Origin of the sequence: Comamonas testosteroni (assembly GCF_000761245.1) — a bacterium.
Taxonomy (GTDB): domain Bacteria; phylum Pseudomonadota; class Gammaproteobacteria; order Burkholderiales; family Burkholderiaceae_C; genus Comamonas; species Comamonas testosteroni_C.
On sequence record NZ_AWOR01000047.1, the window covers coordinates 88,959 to 103,935 of the forward strand.

The 14,977-nt window shown below is 60.1% G+C and carries 13 protein-coding genes; 7 read left to right on the forward strand and 6 right to left on the reverse strand.

Features of this window, described 5'->3' with window-relative positions; translation table 11 throughout:
• The first annotated feature begins 35 nt into the window (after positions 1-35).
• From P353_RS13695 to P353_RS13715, 5 genes are read left to right on the forward strand one after another with little or no spacing between them, the layout of a single operon-like run.
• Positions 36-1,217: an EscU/YscU/HrcU family type III secretion system export apparatus switch protein gene (locus P353_RS13695; protein WP_034370195.1), complete on the forward strand. Its 1,182-nt coding sequence runs from the start codon at positions 36-38 to the stop codon at positions 1,215-1,217.
• On the forward strand, positions 1,217-3,319 hold the full coding sequence (gene flhA, locus P353_RS13700; RefSeq protein ID WP_034370198.1) for a flagellar biosynthesis protein FlhA: 2,103 nt from the start codon (positions 1,217-1,219) through the stop codon (positions 3,317-3,319). The genes P353_RS13695 and flhA overlap by 1 nt, the downstream gene beginning before the upstream one ends.
• Positions 3,316-4,929: a flagellar biosynthesis protein FlhF gene (flhF, locus tag P353_RS13705; protein ID WP_034370200.1), complete on the forward strand. Its 1,614-nt coding sequence runs from the start codon at positions 3,316-3,318 to the stop codon at positions 4,927-4,929. The genes flhA and flhF overlap by 4 nt, the downstream gene beginning before the upstream one ends.
• The gene (locus P353_RS13710; protein ID WP_034370203.1) at positions 4,922-5,779 is read left to right on the forward strand and encodes a hypothetical protein; all 858 of its coding nucleotides are present in this window, start codon (positions 4,922-4,924) and stop codon (positions 5,777-5,779) included. The genes flhF and P353_RS13710 overlap by 8 nt, the downstream gene beginning before the upstream one ends.
• 5 nt (positions 5,780-5,784) lie before the next feature.
• Positions 5,785-6,504 (forward strand): RNA polymerase sigma factor FliA, encoded by a 720-nt coding sequence (locus P353_RS13715; protein ID WP_003059180.1) that lies wholly within the window; start codon positions 5,785-5,787, stop codon positions 6,502-6,504.
• 258 nt (positions 6,505-6,762) lie between these two features.
• Here P353_RS13715 and P353_RS13720 read toward each other — a convergent pair whose 3' ends face one another.
• The 6 genes from P353_RS13720 to P353_RS29225 form a co-directional block, all read right to left on the reverse strand.
• Positions 6,763-7,062 (reverse strand): flagellar protein FliT, encoded by a 300-nt coding sequence (locus P353_RS13720; RefSeq protein ID WP_003059178.1) that lies wholly within the window; start codon positions 7,060-7,062, stop codon positions 6,763-6,765.
• 3 nt (positions 7,063-7,065) lie between these two features.
• Positions 7,066-7,479, reverse strand: a complete 414-nt coding sequence (gene fliS / locus P353_RS13725; RefSeq protein WP_034370206.1) for a flagellar export chaperone FliS — start codon at positions 7,477-7,479, stop codon at positions 7,066-7,068.
• A 93-nt stretch (positions 7,480-7,572) separates the two neighbouring features.
• The gene (gene fliD / locus P353_RS13730; RefSeq protein ID WP_034370209.1) at positions 7,573-8,988 is read right to left on the reverse strand and encodes a flagellar filament capping protein FliD; all 1,416 of its coding nucleotides are present in this window, start codon (positions 8,986-8,988) and stop codon (positions 7,573-7,575) included.
• A gap of 156 nt (positions 8,989-9,144) precedes the next feature.
• The gene (locus tag P353_RS13735; RefSeq protein ID WP_034370212.1) at positions 9,145-10,734 is read right to left on the reverse strand and encodes a flagellin; all 1,590 of its coding nucleotides are present in this window, start codon (positions 10,732-10,734) and stop codon (positions 9,145-9,147) included.
• A gap of 294 nt (positions 10,735-11,028) precedes the next feature.
• Positions 11,029-12,594, reverse strand: coding sequence for a flagellin (locus tag P353_RS13740; RefSeq protein WP_034370214.1), 1,566 nt, complete (start codon positions 12,592-12,594; stop codon positions 11,029-11,031).
• Entirely contained in the window at positions 12,585-12,860 is a 276-nt protein-coding gene (locus tag P353_RS29225; protein WP_152668620.1) for a hypothetical protein, read from the reverse strand. The genes P353_RS13740 and P353_RS29225 overlap by 10 nt, the downstream gene beginning before the upstream one ends.
• Before the next feature lie 115 nt (positions 12,861-12,975).
• On the opposite strand from P353_RS29225, the gene motA reads away from it, so the two are divergent.
• Together motA and motB are read left to right on the forward strand one after the other, a co-directional pair.
• A complete protein-coding gene (gene motA / locus P353_RS13745) occupies positions 12,976-13,836 on the forward strand; it encodes a flagellar motor stator protein MotA (RefSeq protein ID WP_003059167.1) in 861 nt (286 codons plus the stop codon).
• A 42-nt stretch (positions 13,837-13,878) separates the two neighbouring features.
• Positions 13,879-14,946 (forward strand): flagellar motor protein MotB, encoded by a 1,068-nt coding sequence (motB, locus tag P353_RS13750; protein WP_034370216.1) that lies wholly within the window; start codon positions 13,879-13,881, stop codon positions 14,944-14,946.
• Positions 14,947-14,977: the final 31 nt, after the last annotated feature.

A 14,977-nucleotide genomic window follows, 5' to 3' on the forward strand; every position in this document is an offset into this window, starting at 1 on the left:
TCGGACAATTGGCACATCCAATCCGTCCGTGCGCCATGTCCGAATCCCAAGACAAAAACCTGCCCGCCACCGAACGCAAGCTGCAGAAGACGCGTGAAGACGGCCAGGGTGCGCGCTCGCGCGATCTGTCGCACCTGGCAATTCTGGGCACGGGCGCATTGCTGGTGCTGATGGGCACCCAGCCCATGATGAATCATCTGCGCGAGGCCATGGCCCAGCAGCTGGTGTTCAATGCCGCGACAGCCAAGACTCCGGCGCTGATGCTGGAGCGCTTTCAGTCCATGCTGATGCTGGGTCTTGGAATTTCCGTGATCTTTGCGCTGGTGACCACCACGGCCTCGGTGCTGTCCGGCGTGGCTGCCGGTGGCTGGATCTTCAGCTTCAAGCCCATTCAGCCGCGCTTTGGCAAGCTCAACCCTTTGTCGGGTCTCAAGAATCTGTTTTCCAAGCAGCAGCTGACCACGGTGGTCAAGATGGTGTTCATGACCATCGTGCTGGGCTTTGTGGCCTGGAAGTACATGAGCGCCAATATTGCCGAGATTGCGTCGGTTTCGGCCCAGCCATCGCCCATGGCGCTCTCCATGGTCGGTTCCTGGCTGACCACGGGCGTCACCCTGCTGCTGATCGTGGTGCTGCTGGTGGCCTTGATCGACGTGCCGCTGCAGGACTTTCTCTTCAAGTCGCGCCTCAAGATGAGTCATGAGGAAGTCAAGCAGGAGCACAAGGAGTCAGAAGGCAATCCGCAGCTCAAGGGCAAGATCCGCCAGAAGCAGCGCGAGATCGCCGACCGGGCCAGCGTCTCGGCCGTGCCGAAAGCCGACTTTGTGGTCACCAACCCCACCCACTATGCCGTGGCGCTGCGCTATGACGACGCCTCCATGGCCGCTCCTCAGGTAATTGCCAAGGGCACGGATCTGGTGGCGCTCAAGATCCGCGAAATCGCGGGCGTGCACCAGATACCGGTGCTGGAGTCGCCCATGCTGGCGCGTGCCCTCTATGCCCATGCCGATCTGGACCAGGCCATCCCTGCCGCGCTCTACACCGCTGTAGCCCAGGTGCTGGCCTATGTCTATCGTCTCAAGGCTGCACTGAGCGGCCAGGGTCCCATGCCCGATGTCCTGGGCGAGCCCCCCGTACCCGTGGAGCTGGATCCGCACCGTGGCCGTACCCAGCCTGCGGCGGTCGATGCTGCTGCGCAGCAAGAAGGTAATCTGTGATGTCGTCGAATCCTCTGCAACTGCTCCAGAAGTGGTCTGGCTCCAACGTCGGCGCCCTGCAAGGGATGACCGCTCCCATTCTGGTGGTGGCCATTCTGGGTCTGATGGTGTTGCCTGTGCCGCCTTGGCTGCTGGACACCTTCTTCACCCTCAATATTGCCGTGGCGCTGATGGTGATGATGGTGGCGGCCTACATGATCAAGCCGCTGGATTTCGCGGCCTTCCCCTCGGTGCTGCTGCTGACCACGTTGATGCGTCTGTCGCTCAACGTGGCATCGACGCGCGTGGTGCTGATGGAGGGCCACACCGGCCCCGGCGCCGCGGGCGCGGTGATCGAGGCCTTCGGCCACTTCCTGATCGGCGGCAACTTTGCCGTGGGTCTGATCGTGTTCAGCATTCTGGTGGTCATCAACTTCGTGGTGATTACCAAGGGTGCCGAGCGCATTGCCGAAGTCTCGGCCCGCTTCACGCTGGACGCGATGCCCGGCAAGCAGATGGCCGTGGACGCCGATCTGAACGCCGGCCTGATCGATGAGAAGGAAGCCAAGCGCCGCCGCGCCGAAGTGGGCGAGGAAGCCAATTTCTTCGGCTCCATGGACGGTGCCAGCAAGTTTGTGCGTGGTGACGCGATTGCCGGCATCCTGATTCTGGTGATCAACGTCATCGGCGGCCTGATCATCGGCATGGCCCAGCACGGCCTGTCCGCGAGTCAGGCGGCGGACAGCTATATCCTGCTGGCTGTGGGTGACGCGCTGGTGGCGCAGATTCCAGGCCTGCTGATCTCCGTGGCATCGGCCATGGTGATATCGCGCGTTGGCAAGGATTCCGACATGGGCCGCCAGATCGTGCAGCAGCTGTTCATGTCGCCCAAGGTGCTGGGCATCACTGCCGGCGTGATGATCTTGCTGGGTCTGATTCCCGGCATGCCGCATCTGGTGTTCCTCAGCATGGGTGCCTTGCTGGGCTGGGGTGCCTGGGTGCTGGACAAGAGGGAAAAAGCCCGCTTGGCCGCCCAAAACAGCGCCCCGGTGCCCCAGCAGCAGGCTGCGCAAACTGATGGCGAAGCGACCTGGGACGATCTGCAGCCCGTGGACCTGCTGGGCCTGGAGCTGGGCTACCGCCTGATCGCGCTGGTGGACAAGAGCCGCCAGGGCGACCTGCTGACGCGCATCAAGGGCGTGCGCCGCAAGTTCGCGCAGGAGGTCGGCTTTCTGCCGCCGGCCGTGCATGTGCGCGACAACCTGGAGCTCAAGCCCAGCGCCTATCGCATGACGCTGCGCGGCGTCATGGTGGGCGAGGGCGAAGCCTTCCCCGGCATGTTCCTGGCCATCAACCCCGGCGGCATCACCACGCCGCTGATCGGCACGGCCACGACCGATCCGGCCTTTGGTCTGCCCGCGCACTGGATCGACGAACGGCAAAAGGAAGCGGCACAAATGGCCGGTTTTACCGTCGTTGATTCGGAAACCGTGATGGCGACGCATTTGTCACACTTGATGCAAGTGCACGCGGCCAAGCTGTTGTCTCGTACCGAGACGCAGCAGCTCGTTGACCATGTGGCCAAGCTGGCCCCCAAACTCATCGAAGAAGTCATCCCGAAAATGGTGCCCATCACAACGTTCCAGAAAGTGCTCCAGCTGCTGCTGGAGGACTCTGTGCACATTCGTGATATCCGCACCATCATCGAGACGCTGGCCGAAAATGCCACGCAGACGGCCGACCCGGTGGAGCTGGCGCGTCGCGTGCGCATTGCGCTGTCGCCCGCCATCGTGCAGCAGATCTACGGTCCGACTCGTGAGCTCAATGTGATTGCTATCGAGCCCGGCCTGGAGCGTCTGCTGGTGCAGGCACTGTCGAACCCCAATGCGCCATCGCTGGACCCCGGCGTGGCTGAAATCCTCACACAAAAAGCGGTCGATGTGGCCAACCAACAGGAAGAGCTGGGCCTGCCCGCCTGCCTGCTGGTGCCGGACGCGATCCGCAACTCTCTTGCCAAGCTGCTGCGTCGTGTGGCGCCGCGTCTGCAGGTGCTCGCGCACAGCGAGATTCCCGAGACGCACACCATCCGCATCGGCCCGATTCTTAAAGGTGCAACCGCATGAATATCAAACGCTTTTACGCCCCGACCGCCCGCGAGGCCCTGGCCAAGGCGCGCATGGTTTTTGGCGACGGCACCCTGATTCTCTCCAACCGCCAGACGCCGGACGGAGTGGAAGTCATGGCCACGGCCGAAGAGACCCTTCAGGACATGGATGCCGGCATGCAGACCGGCTCGCCCTTGCAAAAGGCTCTGGAGCGCCGCGCAAGCGACGAAGGCATGAGCCTGCGCAAGCAGCACTCGCCTCTGGCCCCCGCTGCTGCCAGGCGCAGCCCGGGCGGTGAAGCCATGAGTACGCTGGAGCATGTGCAGGCGCGCCAGACGGCCAAGGAAGAGCAGGCCCGCGAGATGCAGACTCAGGCCAAGCCGGTCAAGGCCATCAATGAACTGGCTCAGCACTCCGTGCAGGACGATGTGGAGCAACTGTCCATGAGCACGCTGACTTTCCAGGACTATGTGCGCGAACGCATGCTGCGCCGTCGTCATGAGTCGACGCTTGACAGCAGCGAAGCACTGCCCACGTTTGCCCAGCGCGTGCAGGAGCGCAACAACGAGCGCCCCGCCATGGCAGCCAAGTCTCAGTCGGCCAGCGCTGCGGTGGTCCGCCACAATCCTCTGCGCCCCGAGAAGATTCAGCTCAAGGAAAGCGCCAGGCCCGCCAGCGTGGCTGCGCCTCAGAACTTCATGCAGGAGATGCAGTCCATGAAGGATCTGATTGAGGAGCGCTTCAACACGCTGACCTGGCTGGGTCAGACGCGTCAGAACCCGATCCAGTCCAGCCTGATGCACAAGCTCATCCGTGCCGGATACTCGCCCGCACTTGCGCGTGCACTGATCGAGAAGCTGCCGGAGACTCTCTCCGCTGGCGACGCCGTGCGCTGGCTGATGCAGGTGCTGGAGCGCAATCTGCGCACCGATGCCGCCCAGCCTGCGATCTACGAGCAAGGCGGGGTGTTTGCCCTGGTCGGCGCGACCGGTGTGGGCAAGACCACGACCACGGCCAAGCTGGCGGCGCTGTGTGCGGCCAAGCACGGTCCCGCTTCCGTGGGCCTGATCACGCTGGATACCTATCGCATCGGTGGTCATGACCAGCTGCGCACCTATGCACGCATGCTGGGCATGGTGGCCCATCAGGCCCATGACAAGGCGGCTTTGCAGGACCTGTTGGGCCTGCTGCAAAGCAAGAAGATGGTGCTGATCGACACGACCGGCGTGGCCCCGCGCGATCCGCGCAAGGACGAGATCATGGACGTGCTGGCCATTGAGGGCGTGCAGCAATTGCTGGCCGTCAATGCGGCCGCGCAGGGCGATGCGCAGGACGATGTCATGCAGGCCTTCAAGGCGCGCGGCTCGCAACATGCCATCCTCACCAAGGTCGATGAAGCCGTGAAGGTCGGCCCCTCGGTGGATACGCTGATTCGCCATCAGATCCAGCTGCGCGGCGTGACCAATGGCCAGCGCGTGCCCGAAGACTTCGAGCGCGCCAATGCGCAGTTGCTGGTCTCTGCCTCCATGCGCTCGGCGGCCAAGTCGGCGTTTGATCCGCAGTCGCTGGATCTGGACTTCTTCTTTACCCCTTCGTCCGCCAGCGGCGCAGAGGCTGCCCATGCTTGAGCGTCGCTCGCCCCTGCATCAGGGCATGGCTCTGCATATGAGCGATGCCAGCACCGCCGGCTTGCGCGTGCTGGCCGTGCTGCACAGTGCGTCAGGTGCCGCTGCCGAGCAGGCCGTGCTGTGGCCGCTGTGCGCCCAACTGCAGCGCCTGGGCCAGAAGGTGCTGGTGCTTGATGGCAGCCAGGCCGAATCCTTTCACATGCCAGGTCTTGCCCAGCTGCTGGCGCAGCATGCCTGGCAGGCCCAGGCGGGACTGCGCGCAAGCGTCGGGGACGCCCAGTCGGTGGCCAGCCTGCCGGCGCGGCAGGGTCTCAAACAGCTGAAGGCCTCGGCTGACGAGATGGGGCTGGACATGCTGACGGCCCTGCAAGCCTATGTGCGCGGCTACACCACCGTGATCATCTATGCGAGCAGCGAAACCTTGACACCGCTGCTGCAAGGTCAGGGCCTGCAGCCGCTGCTGGTCGTACCGCCCGATTCCGAGCACCTGATCGAAAGCTACCGCCAGCTCAAGCATCTGGCCGTGTTTGCCGGTGTGGAATGCACGATTGCCGCGCTGGAAGCGCCGCTGACAGCAGACGGCCCACAGAAATACGACTGGAGCCGCAAGCAGAGCAGCTCGCAGACAGCCAAGCAAAACGCTCAGACACGCTTGCAGCGTCTGAATGCACTGCTACAGTGTTCGCAGCGCCACCTGGGCGATGCCCCGGTGCTCGTGCGCCTGCGCTGGCGTCAGGCCAGCGATCTGCATCAGCTCACGCTGCACATGCTCAAGACGGCCTGCATCCTGCCCATGCATGCCCAGCCCACGGCGGCTGCCGCACCTGAATCCCTTGTCTGGAGCCATTGACTGCCATGTACACCGCCAAAGGCCAACTCGACCGCGACGCGCTGATTCGTCAGCATGTGCCGCTTGTGCGTCGGATTGCCTTGCACATGATCGCCAAACTGCCACCGAACGTCGAGCTGGATGATTTGATCCAGGTCGGCATGATCGGTCTGGCCGAAGCGCTGTCGCGCTTCGAGAGCGAGCAAGGCGTGCAATTCGACACTTTCGCCAGCCAGCGCATCCGTGGTGCCATGCTGGACGAACTGCGCGAAGGCGACTGGATGAGCCGCAGTTCGCGCAAAAGCCAGAAGGAAATCGAGCAGGCGCTCAACCGCCTGGAGCAGCGTCTGGGCCGGCCCCCGCTGGAGTCGGAAATCGCGGCCGAGCTGGGCATGGCCCTGGACGACTATCAGTCCCTGCTGGGCAAGGTGCGCGGCACGCAGCTGGTCTATCTCGAGGACATAGGCGGCGGTGACGGCGACGATGGCGATGACTATCTGGAGCGGCATGTGGCCGACTCCGGTGCCGATCCCTTTGCCTTGCTGCGTGACCAACGCATGCGCTCTGCATTGGTAGAGGCCATCAAGGCCCTGCCGGAGCGCGAGCAGTACGTGATGGGCATGTACTACGAGCACGACATGAACCTCAAGGAAATCGCCGCCGTGCTCGGCGTGACCGAGTCGCGGGTCTGCCAGCTGCACAGCCAGGCCATCGCCCGCCTGCGCACCAAGATGCGCTCGCATTGAACACCTGAAACGGTTCGCCAGGCGCGGGCCGTTCGTCAGAGCAGAAGCCGCCGCGCTGGCAGATTCCATCTGCCCACGTGGCGGTTTTGCTTTTGTGACGCAGCCGTTTGGCTGTGTTCTGGTGCTTCGCTATCGATAGCTTGTGGCGTTCTACGACATTGGGTTCACGGATGCTTTGATCGATCACTCGTCGTCGCTGCAAGCAAAAAGCCCTGTTGCATTGCTGCAGCAGGGCTTTTGGTTTGAGTGGCTTTGCAATCAGTGCATCACATGCGGCTGGCCGTCGAACATATGCTCGAAGCTGGCCAGCCAGGGCTCGGCCAGCACGCGAATCTGGGCATCGTTGCGCAAGATGCGCTGCATGATGCGCGCCTTCTCCTTGCGCAGTTCGGGCGCCAGCTTTTCATCTCGCGAGCGAAAGCGCAGCTGCTCGATCAGCACGGCACAAGTGCCCTCATAGCGCGCAACACCGTCCCAGTCCTTGGCCTGGGCGGCCTGCAGCATCTTGGCACTGCTTTCCTCTATGGCGCGGTAGAAGTCGATCAATGTGTGCTCCATTTTTTAGGCAGCAGCGGGTGCTGGTGCATTGGTTATTTCATTCCAGCCCTGTGCAACCGTGTTCACAAGGCCTGCGACTTCATCGACCATGCTTGCATCGTTGCGGGCATTGGCCAGGGTCAACCGGGTGGTGCAGTACTCGTAGAGCGAGGCCAGGTTGCCGGCCAGCTCGCCCCCTTTTTCGCGGTCCAGCGCGCCCAGCAGGCCTTCCTGCAGAATGCGCACCGCCTTGCCGATATGGCGCACTTTTTCATTGATATCACCGCGCTCGATCGCGCCGCGTGCCGCATTGATGGAGGCAAGCAGGCCATCAAACAGCATCTTGATCAACTGCTGAGGCGATGCGCTGTCCACCATGGATTGCACACCCACCTGACGGTAAGCCGACATTGCGCGCGCATTGGCTGGGGAAAACATCACAAAACTCCTTTGTTGCAGTTTCTCAAATTACTGTTCTGGTTATCGGCCGACTCAGGGGGCAATTAAGTCCTTTCTGCAGGCTTCAATAGCTTAGCTAGTGGACTTGTTCCATGTAGTTACTTGCTGGGCTACATAGGTGTCCAGAGCTTTCAGGCTGGCCATCTGCGTATCCAGACGAGAATACTGAGCGCGCACGCGCGCTTCATAGGCTGTCACACGTGCGGTCTGGCGCTCCTGATCGGCCGTATTGCGCTTCAAGGCATTCTTGAGCGTCTCGTCCTTGGTCGAGAAGGTGCCGCCAGTGGCCAGCATGCCGCTTGTGAAATCCTTGAGGCGTACCGCAAAGCCATCCTGGCTGGCATCGGCAACGTCTGCGGTGAAGAACTTGGACATGCTGTCAGGATCCTTGAGGGCCTTATCCAGCTTGGTGTCGTCAATCTGGAGGGTGCCGTCTTTCTGGAAGGCAATGCCCATCTGCGACAGACTGGTGAATTCACCGCCTTCTCCGCCAGGACCGGACAGCAAACGGCGCAGAGCGGACTGCAGATTCACTGCCGTCGAATCTCCTTGCAAGGTGCCTGCTGCCTTGGTGTCCTTGTCATAAGCGGTCATGGTCTTCAGGGCGCTGCTGAGTGCGTTATAGGACTCCACCAGGTTTTTCAGCGCCGTCTTGGCCGTCGCTGTGTCATTGGCAATGGTGATGCGTACAGGGGCGGCATCTGCCGCCGATTTCTGCGCTACTGTCAGCGTCACACCTGCAGCGACCTCTTCAAACACATTGGTGTGCGAGGCCATGTCGATGCCGTTGATCTTGGCTAGGGTGTCCTGCGCCTTGACGGAGCGCTTCATGGTTCCGTCGGTGCCGTTGTAAGCAAATTGCTGCAGACCTGCGCCTTCGGCCTCTACCGAAAAGGCAGAATTCACACCTGTGGTCTTGGATTGCAGCACCAGGCGCTCGCCCGTGTGGTCCTTGAGGACAGTGGCGCTGACATCGCCCTTGGCGGCATTGATCTTGGCTGCGATCTTGGCCAGAGAGTCATCCTCCGCGGTAATGTCCACGCTAAAACTGACGTTCGCTCCGTCCTTGGTATTGGGTGTCAGTCCATTGGCGCCATAAGTTCCCGTGGAAATGGTCAGCTTGCCAGGCCCCAGAGTGGTGCCGCTGGCCACCAGGCCGGAGCCAATGGTCTGGCCCGCCGCCATCTGCGACACTTCCACGTCATAAGTGGCTTGCACCGCGCTGGAAGTAGCCGTGCCTGTCACTTGGGCGGAGTTGGAAGAAGTCAGCGTATTGCCTAGCCAAGTGGCAGGCTTTGCCAGCTTGTCCACCTGATCCTGCAGATTGGAGATTTGCGACTTCAGCTGGCTGAAGGCCGAGATCTGTGTATTGATACCAGTGGCCTTGGTCTGCAGCGCCGCGATGGGCTTGGACTCCAGCGCCACCAGTTGCTTGACAATGGTTTCTACTTCCAGGCCGCTGCCAATGCCGACTGAGCTGATCGCCATATAAAACTCCCTCTGCGCAGGACCGCAGGCGTGTGGCACGCCTGGTCTGCGTCATTGAACAAACGGCGCCTTTCGCGCCGTCTTTATGGACAGTACTACGCATTGTGTTTCGGCAGGCCGAAGCAGAACTTGAGTACAAAATGCCAGGTGCCGATATCAGCCCTGCAGCAGTTTGAGAACTTGTTGCGGCAGCTGATTGGCCTGTGCCACCATGGCCGTGCCGGCCTGCTGAAGGATCTGTGTACGACTCAGATTGGCGGTTTCTGCAGCAAAGTCGGCATCCATGATGCGGCTACGTGATGCAGAGAGGTTTTCTGTGCCGACGCTAAGGTTCTCAATCGTGCTTTCAAAGCGGCTTTGAACAGCACCCAAAGTGGCTCGTGCTCCATTGACTGCGGTCAGGGCCGCATCCATGGCTAAGATTGCGTTATCCGCCTTGGTGGGGTCGCCAACACTCAGATCCGCAAATCCAGTCTGGGCAACACCAGCTGCGTAGGCTGTTCCTCCTGCGGCTGCACCAGATACGCCCTTGGTAAGCCCAGTGAGGTCATCAAGTTTGGCAGGGGTTAAGCTCGAGTCTATGGTGAAGTCTCCAAACTTTGAGGTTAGCGATAGCTTGCCTCCGATGACAGAAGCTGTAACTCCAGTATCTTGAGTCTGAGCGTTGATGGCGTTCATCAGTGCCAATGTTCGATCACTGGCACTTCCGGCGGCGGGCACCTCTATATTCACCACGGGCCCTGTTGAGCCGTCAGCCTTCACTCCCTTCAATGTAAATTCGCCAGTTCCGATAGCAGGGAATGCGGCGGCTACCGCCGGAGTTCCATTTTTCGTTCCAACAAATCCGCTTGTGGCAAACGAACCTGCATCTGTTGCGTATGAACTAGTGATCGTAGCAGTCAAGGCTGAACCATCTGCCTTCTGGAAACTCAACGTTCCAGCAGCTGCTGTCCCTGTAGTCGTGACTCCAGCGGCTGCTAGTGCTGTTTTAATCGCAGGAGTGTTCAGCTGAACATCAATCTGTGCAGCCGTGACGGTATCGTTCGCAGCGCTAGAGGTCTGATCAACAATAGAAACGCCACCAACAACAAACTTGAAATTTTCACCTCCGGCACTTGCAACGGCCGACGTAAACGTTCCTGACGTCCCTGTGGTTGTGGGTACTGCCGCTGTATAACCGCCGTCAGGAATATTTCCTGTCACCGTGGCATTTGTTGAGGCACTCGTCCAGCTTCCAAGCTTGTCAATGTTCGCGTTGGCGATGCCTGAAATATTGATGGTTTCACCCTGATTGGCGCCCACTTGGAATGCCATATTGGTGAAGGTTCCGTCCAGCAGTTTTGTCCCGTTAAAGCCTGTTTGCTCGGCAATCCGGGTCACTTCAGCCTTCAGTTGCTGCACTTCTGCATCAAGAGCTGCTCTATCTTCGGCCGAGTTGGTGGCGTTGCGGGACTGCACAGCCAGTTCTCGAATACGTTGCAGATTATTTCCCACTGAGCTCAGCGCACCTTCAGCGGTCTGCGCCAGAGAAATGCCGTCGTTCGCGTTGCGCATGGCTACTGTCAGACCACGCACTTGTGTGGACATGCGCTCGGAAATGGCCAGGCCAGCCGCATCATCCTTGGCGCTATTAATGCGCATGCCAGAGGATAGGCGCTGCATGGAGGTAGCCAGCTGGCTTTGGGATTTGCTCAGATTGCGCTGCGCATTGAGCGACTGGATATTGGTATTGATGATGGCTGCCATGGCGTGTGCTCCTGTTTCAAGCCAGTAAACCGGCGACGTACTAGCCGTTTTCACGACCAGCGACGGCGCTGGCCCACGTGACCGGAAACACGGACGAAGTCTGGTATTCCGGGTACGAGGATTGTTGGAGCAAGCCATGCAGGACATAAGACCGATAAGAGGCCTAAAGTCCTGCCATTTTTACAATTGACGGTTACATATAGGGTGCTGCAGAACAGCAAAAAGGCCTCCCGAAGGAGGCCTGGCATGGCGTTGACTGCACCGGCGCATGGCTGGCGCAGCTGCTTGACGCAATTAGCGCAGCAGGGACAGCACGCCCTGAGGCAGCTGGTTCGCCTGGGCCACCATGGCGGTGCCAGCTTGTTGCAGAATCTGCGAGCGGCTCAGGTTGGCGGTTTCCGAGGCAAAGTCTGCATCCATGATGCGGCTCTTGGAGGCGGACAGGTTTTCGCTGTTCACGCTCAGGTTGGAGACCACAGATTCAAAACGGTTCTGGATGGCGCCCAGATCGGCTCGGGCGGAATTTACTGACTTTAGTGCAGCGTCCATTGCCAAGATTGCGTTGTCGGCACCTCGCACATCGGAAATGTCCAAGGATGCAAAGCCATTTTGCACGGTTCCTGCGACAAAGCTAACGCCGCCAGCTGCTCCACCCGAGATACCAGCTGTCAGGCCGGTAGCGGCCTTGAGATTTGCCGCGGTCAGGTCGGAGCCGATCGTAAAGTCGCCTTTAGTGGAAGACAAGGACAGTGCACCATTGTTTACGGTTGCGGTTATGCCTGTTTTATCCGTCTCTGCATTGATTGCTGCGGCCAGCTTTTCCGAACGCTCGGCGCCCGTTGAGGCTGCAGGCACTTGGATATTGATTGCGTTGGCGTTGGTGCCTTTGAGGGTCAGGTTTCCTGCTGTGAGTGCATTGTAAGATGCTGGGGTAGCAGCGGTTCCGTTGGTTGCAGTGACGAAACCAGCTGCAACCCCGGTACCGGTAGCAGTTGCCGAGATTGTCTCGGTTACAGTGATATCGTTGCCATCAGCCTTTTGGAAGGCGAGAGTTCCACTCGCAGCACTTCCAGAAACTGTCAAACCAGCGGCCTTCAATGCATCCTTTGTCGCTGCTGTTGCCAACGAGTTGTCAATGTCTGTGGCAGTAGCCGTGCCGCCTGCATCCAGTGTTTTATCGAGAACGGTGACGCCACCCACATTTAGAGTGTATTTGTCACCAGCAGCGGTTCCGGTTACATCCGAAAAAGCACCAGATACTGCTGTCGTTGTCGCAATTGGGGCAACATAGCCGCCATCAGGAACTGAACCAGCGACTGATGCATTGATCGCCACACTATTCCAGCTACCCAGCGACTTCACAGAGGCATTTTGAATGCTGTCGATGTTAATCAATTCACCTTGGTTGGCGCCGACTTGGAACGCCTTGGCAGTGAAAGAACCGTCAAGCAGATTGGTTCCGTTGAACGAAGTTGTGGAAGCGACACGATCAATTTCACTCTTTAATTGAACCACTTCCTTTTGCAGAGCTGCGCGGTCTTCGGTGGAGTTGGTGGCATTGCGCGATTGCACAGCCAGTTCACGGATACGCTGCAGATTGCCGCCGATGGTGCTCAGTGCGCCTTCAGCCGTCTGGGCCAGCGAGACGCCGTCATTGGCGTTACGCTGAGCCTGGTTCAGACCAGTGATCTGAGTGCCCATGCGTGTGGCAATGGCCAGGCCGGCTGCATCGTCCTTGGCGCTGTTGATGCGCATACCGGAAGACAGACGCTGCATGGAGGTCGACAGCGAAGATTGCGAGGTGCCCAGGTTGCGCTGTGCGTTGAGCGACTGGATATTGGTGTTGATGGTCATTGCCATGATGCGAACTCCTTGATGCGATCAAAACGTCGCCGCCACAGTGACCTGAAATATTCAGGGTGGGCGGCGGCGGCAGCCCAATCCAGCACCCCAGCCTGCAGTTCCTTATGTTTTGCTGCTGTGGCTCGCTGGTGACAGGGCTTTGTTTCCCTGTTGAAGCTGTTATCGGAGCCATCCCGCAAAAACTTTAGAGAGTTCTGCAAATATTTTTCGGGATGTAACAAATGAAGGGGCTTTGCCTTGCTTGCAGGCTGCTGAGTCTTCAAGTCGCTGCTAGATTCAGAATTACCCTACATAACGACGGCTAGCTGCCGATCTAGCTTCCAAACGCCCAGCTTTTTGCGCCTATGGCAGCGCTTTTGCAACTTCACAATCGGCACCATGCTTGTTCTCATCGGTTATATCGTCGCCTTCGGCTGCATCTTCGGCATGTATGTGCTGCACGGCGGCAGCGTGGGCGTTCTTGTCAAGGCGCTGCCGTTCGAGATGGTGACCATTGGCGGTGGCGCCCTGGGCGCTTTCATCGTCAGCAACCAGCCCAAGGTGCTCAAGGCCACGGCCAAGGCGATTCCCTCGGCGCTCAAGCCCTCGCGCTATAACAAGGCGCGCTATATGGAAGTGATGGCGCTTCTGTACGAGTTGCTGCAGAAGGCGCGCAAGGAAGGCCTGATGTCGATCGAGTCCGATGTGGAAGATCCGCAGTCCTCGACGGTGTTTCAGAACTATCCGCAACTGATGGCCGACCACCATGTCGTCGAGTTCCTGACCGACTATCTGCGCATGATGGTTTCGGGCAATCTCAACTCGCACGAGATCGAGGCGCTGATGGACAGCGAAATCGAAGCCCATCATGCCGAGGCCCATGCGCCGGTGATGGCACTGAATCGTCTGGCGGGCGCCTTGCCTGCCTTCGGCATTATTGCGGCCGTGCTGGGTGTGGTGAATACCATGGCTTTCGTGGGGCAGCCCCCGGCAGTGCTGGGCGGCATGATTGCCTCTGCCCTGGTGGGTACCTTCCTCGGGATCTTGCTGGCCTATGCGCTGGTGGAGCCCATGGCGGCGCTGCTGGAGCAGCGTGCCCAGGATGCGGCCAAGGAGTTCGAGTGCATCAAGGCGACGCTGCTGGCCAGCATGCAGGGCTACAACCCGGGCACGGCCATCGAGTTCGGCCGCAAGGTGCTGTTCTCCACCGAGCGTCCAGGCTTTCTGGAGCTGGAGTCGCACGTCAAGGGTAAGAAGTGATGAGTGCCCGCTCTCGCCAGAATCTAATGATGGAGCGCTTCCATGGCTGACAAGAAGCTGCAGCCCATCATCATCAAGCGCGTCAAGAAGACCGCCCATGCCCACCATGGTGGTGCCTGGAAGATTGCCTATGCCGACTTTGTGACGGCGATGATGGCCTTCTTCCTGCTGATGTGGCTGCTGGGCTCGACCGCTCAGGGCGAGCTGCAGGGGATTGCCGCGTATTTCAATTCGCCGCTGAAGGTGGCGATGTCGGGCGGCAGCGGTGCGGGTAACAGCTCCAGCATCGTGCCGGGCGGCGGCAACGACCTCTCCAAGGTGCACGGCCAGGTGCGCCGCTCCGAGTCCGAAGACAATGCCAACCGTCGCTCCAGCCAGGCCATGGGCCGGGCCGAAGAGTCCGCACGCGATGCTCAGCGTCTGCATGCGCTCAAGGCCAAGGTGGACAGCATGATTGCCAACAATGCGCGCCTGAACGAGTATCGCTCGCAGATTCGCACGGAGATCACGCATGACGGCCTGATGATTCAGATCGTCGACGACCAGAACCGGCCCATGTTCGATAGTGGCAGTGCCGTGGTCAAGCCCTATATGCGGGACATCCTGCGCGAGATCGGTGCGGCCATGGGCAATGCGGAAAATCGCATCAGTCTCTCGGGCCACACCGATGCCGCTCCTTACGGCAATGCCGATCGCGGCTATAGCAACTGGGAGCTGTCGGCCGACCGTGCCAACGCCTCGCGCCGCGAGCTGGTGGCAGCCGGCATGCCGCTGGACAAGCTGGCGCGCGTGGTGGGCATGTCCAGCAGCGACCTGCTGCTGCCCGAGGAGCCGCGCGCGGCGCAGAATCGCCGCATCACGATTACCGTGCTGACCAAGGAGGCCGAGCGCCGTGTGCTGGGCAATGACAAGGAGCGCAGCACGGAGCAGGTGACCAGTGCCGAGGAGGCTGCCAGCACGATCAATCAACCCAAGGCCCGGCGCGCAGTACTTAGCGCTGCCGACAAGCAGTCTCTGGATGCCAAGGAAGAGTTTGTTGTAACAAACCCTGAAGTTGCCACGGAGACTGTCGAAAAGCCTGACAATGCACGTCCAATGCCGGGAGGTTGACAAATTGTTACCATCACGGCTGAAAACTTGT

What these genes read in the sequence shown, in the direction of transcription:
- P353_RS13695 (WP_034370195.1), top strand. Translation starts at nt 36, where the DNA reads ATGTCCGAATCCCAAGACAAAAACCTGCCCGCCACCGAACGCAAGCTG.
- flhA (WP_034370198.1), top strand. Translation starts at nt 1,217, where the DNA reads ATGTCGTCGAATCCTCTGCAACTGCTCCAGAAGTGGTCTGGCTCCAAC.
- flhF (WP_034370200.1), top strand. Translation starts at nt 3,316, where the DNA reads ATGAATATCAAACGCTTTTACGCCCCGACCGCCCGCGAGGCCCTGGCC.
- P353_RS13710 (WP_034370203.1), top strand. Translation starts at nt 4,922, where the DNA reads ATGCTTGAGCGTCGCTCGCCCCTGCATCAGGGCATGGCTCTGCATATG.
- P353_RS13715 (WP_003059180.1), top strand. Translation starts at nt 5,785, where the DNA reads ATGTACACCGCCAAAGGCCAACTCGACCGCGACGCGCTGATTCGTCAG.
- P353_RS13720 (WP_003059178.1), bottom strand. Translation starts at nt 7,062, where the DNA reads ATGGAGCACACATTGATCGACTTCTACCGCGCCATAGAGGAAAGCAGT.
- fliS (WP_034370206.1), bottom strand. Translation starts at nt 7,479, where the DNA reads ATGTTTTCCCCAGCCAATGCGCGCGCAATGTCGGCTTACCGTCAGGTG.
- fliD (WP_034370209.1), bottom strand. Translation starts at nt 8,988, where the DNA reads ATGGCGATCAGCTCAGTCGGCATTGGCAGCGGCCTGGAAGTAGAAACC.
- P353_RS13735 (WP_034370212.1), bottom strand. Translation starts at nt 10,734, where the DNA reads ATGGCAGCCATCATCAATACCAATATCCAGTCGCTCAATGCGCAGCGC.
- P353_RS13740 (WP_034370214.1), bottom strand. Translation starts at nt 12,594, where the DNA reads ATGGCAATGACCATCAACACCAATATCCAGTCGCTCAACGCACAGCGC.
- motA (WP_003059167.1), top strand. Translation starts at nt 12,976, where the DNA reads ATGCTTGTTCTCATCGGTTATATCGTCGCCTTCGGCTGCATCTTCGGC.
- motB (WP_034370216.1), top strand. Translation starts at nt 13,879, where the DNA reads ATGGCTGACAAGAAGCTGCAGCCCATCATCATCAAGCGCGTCAAGAAG.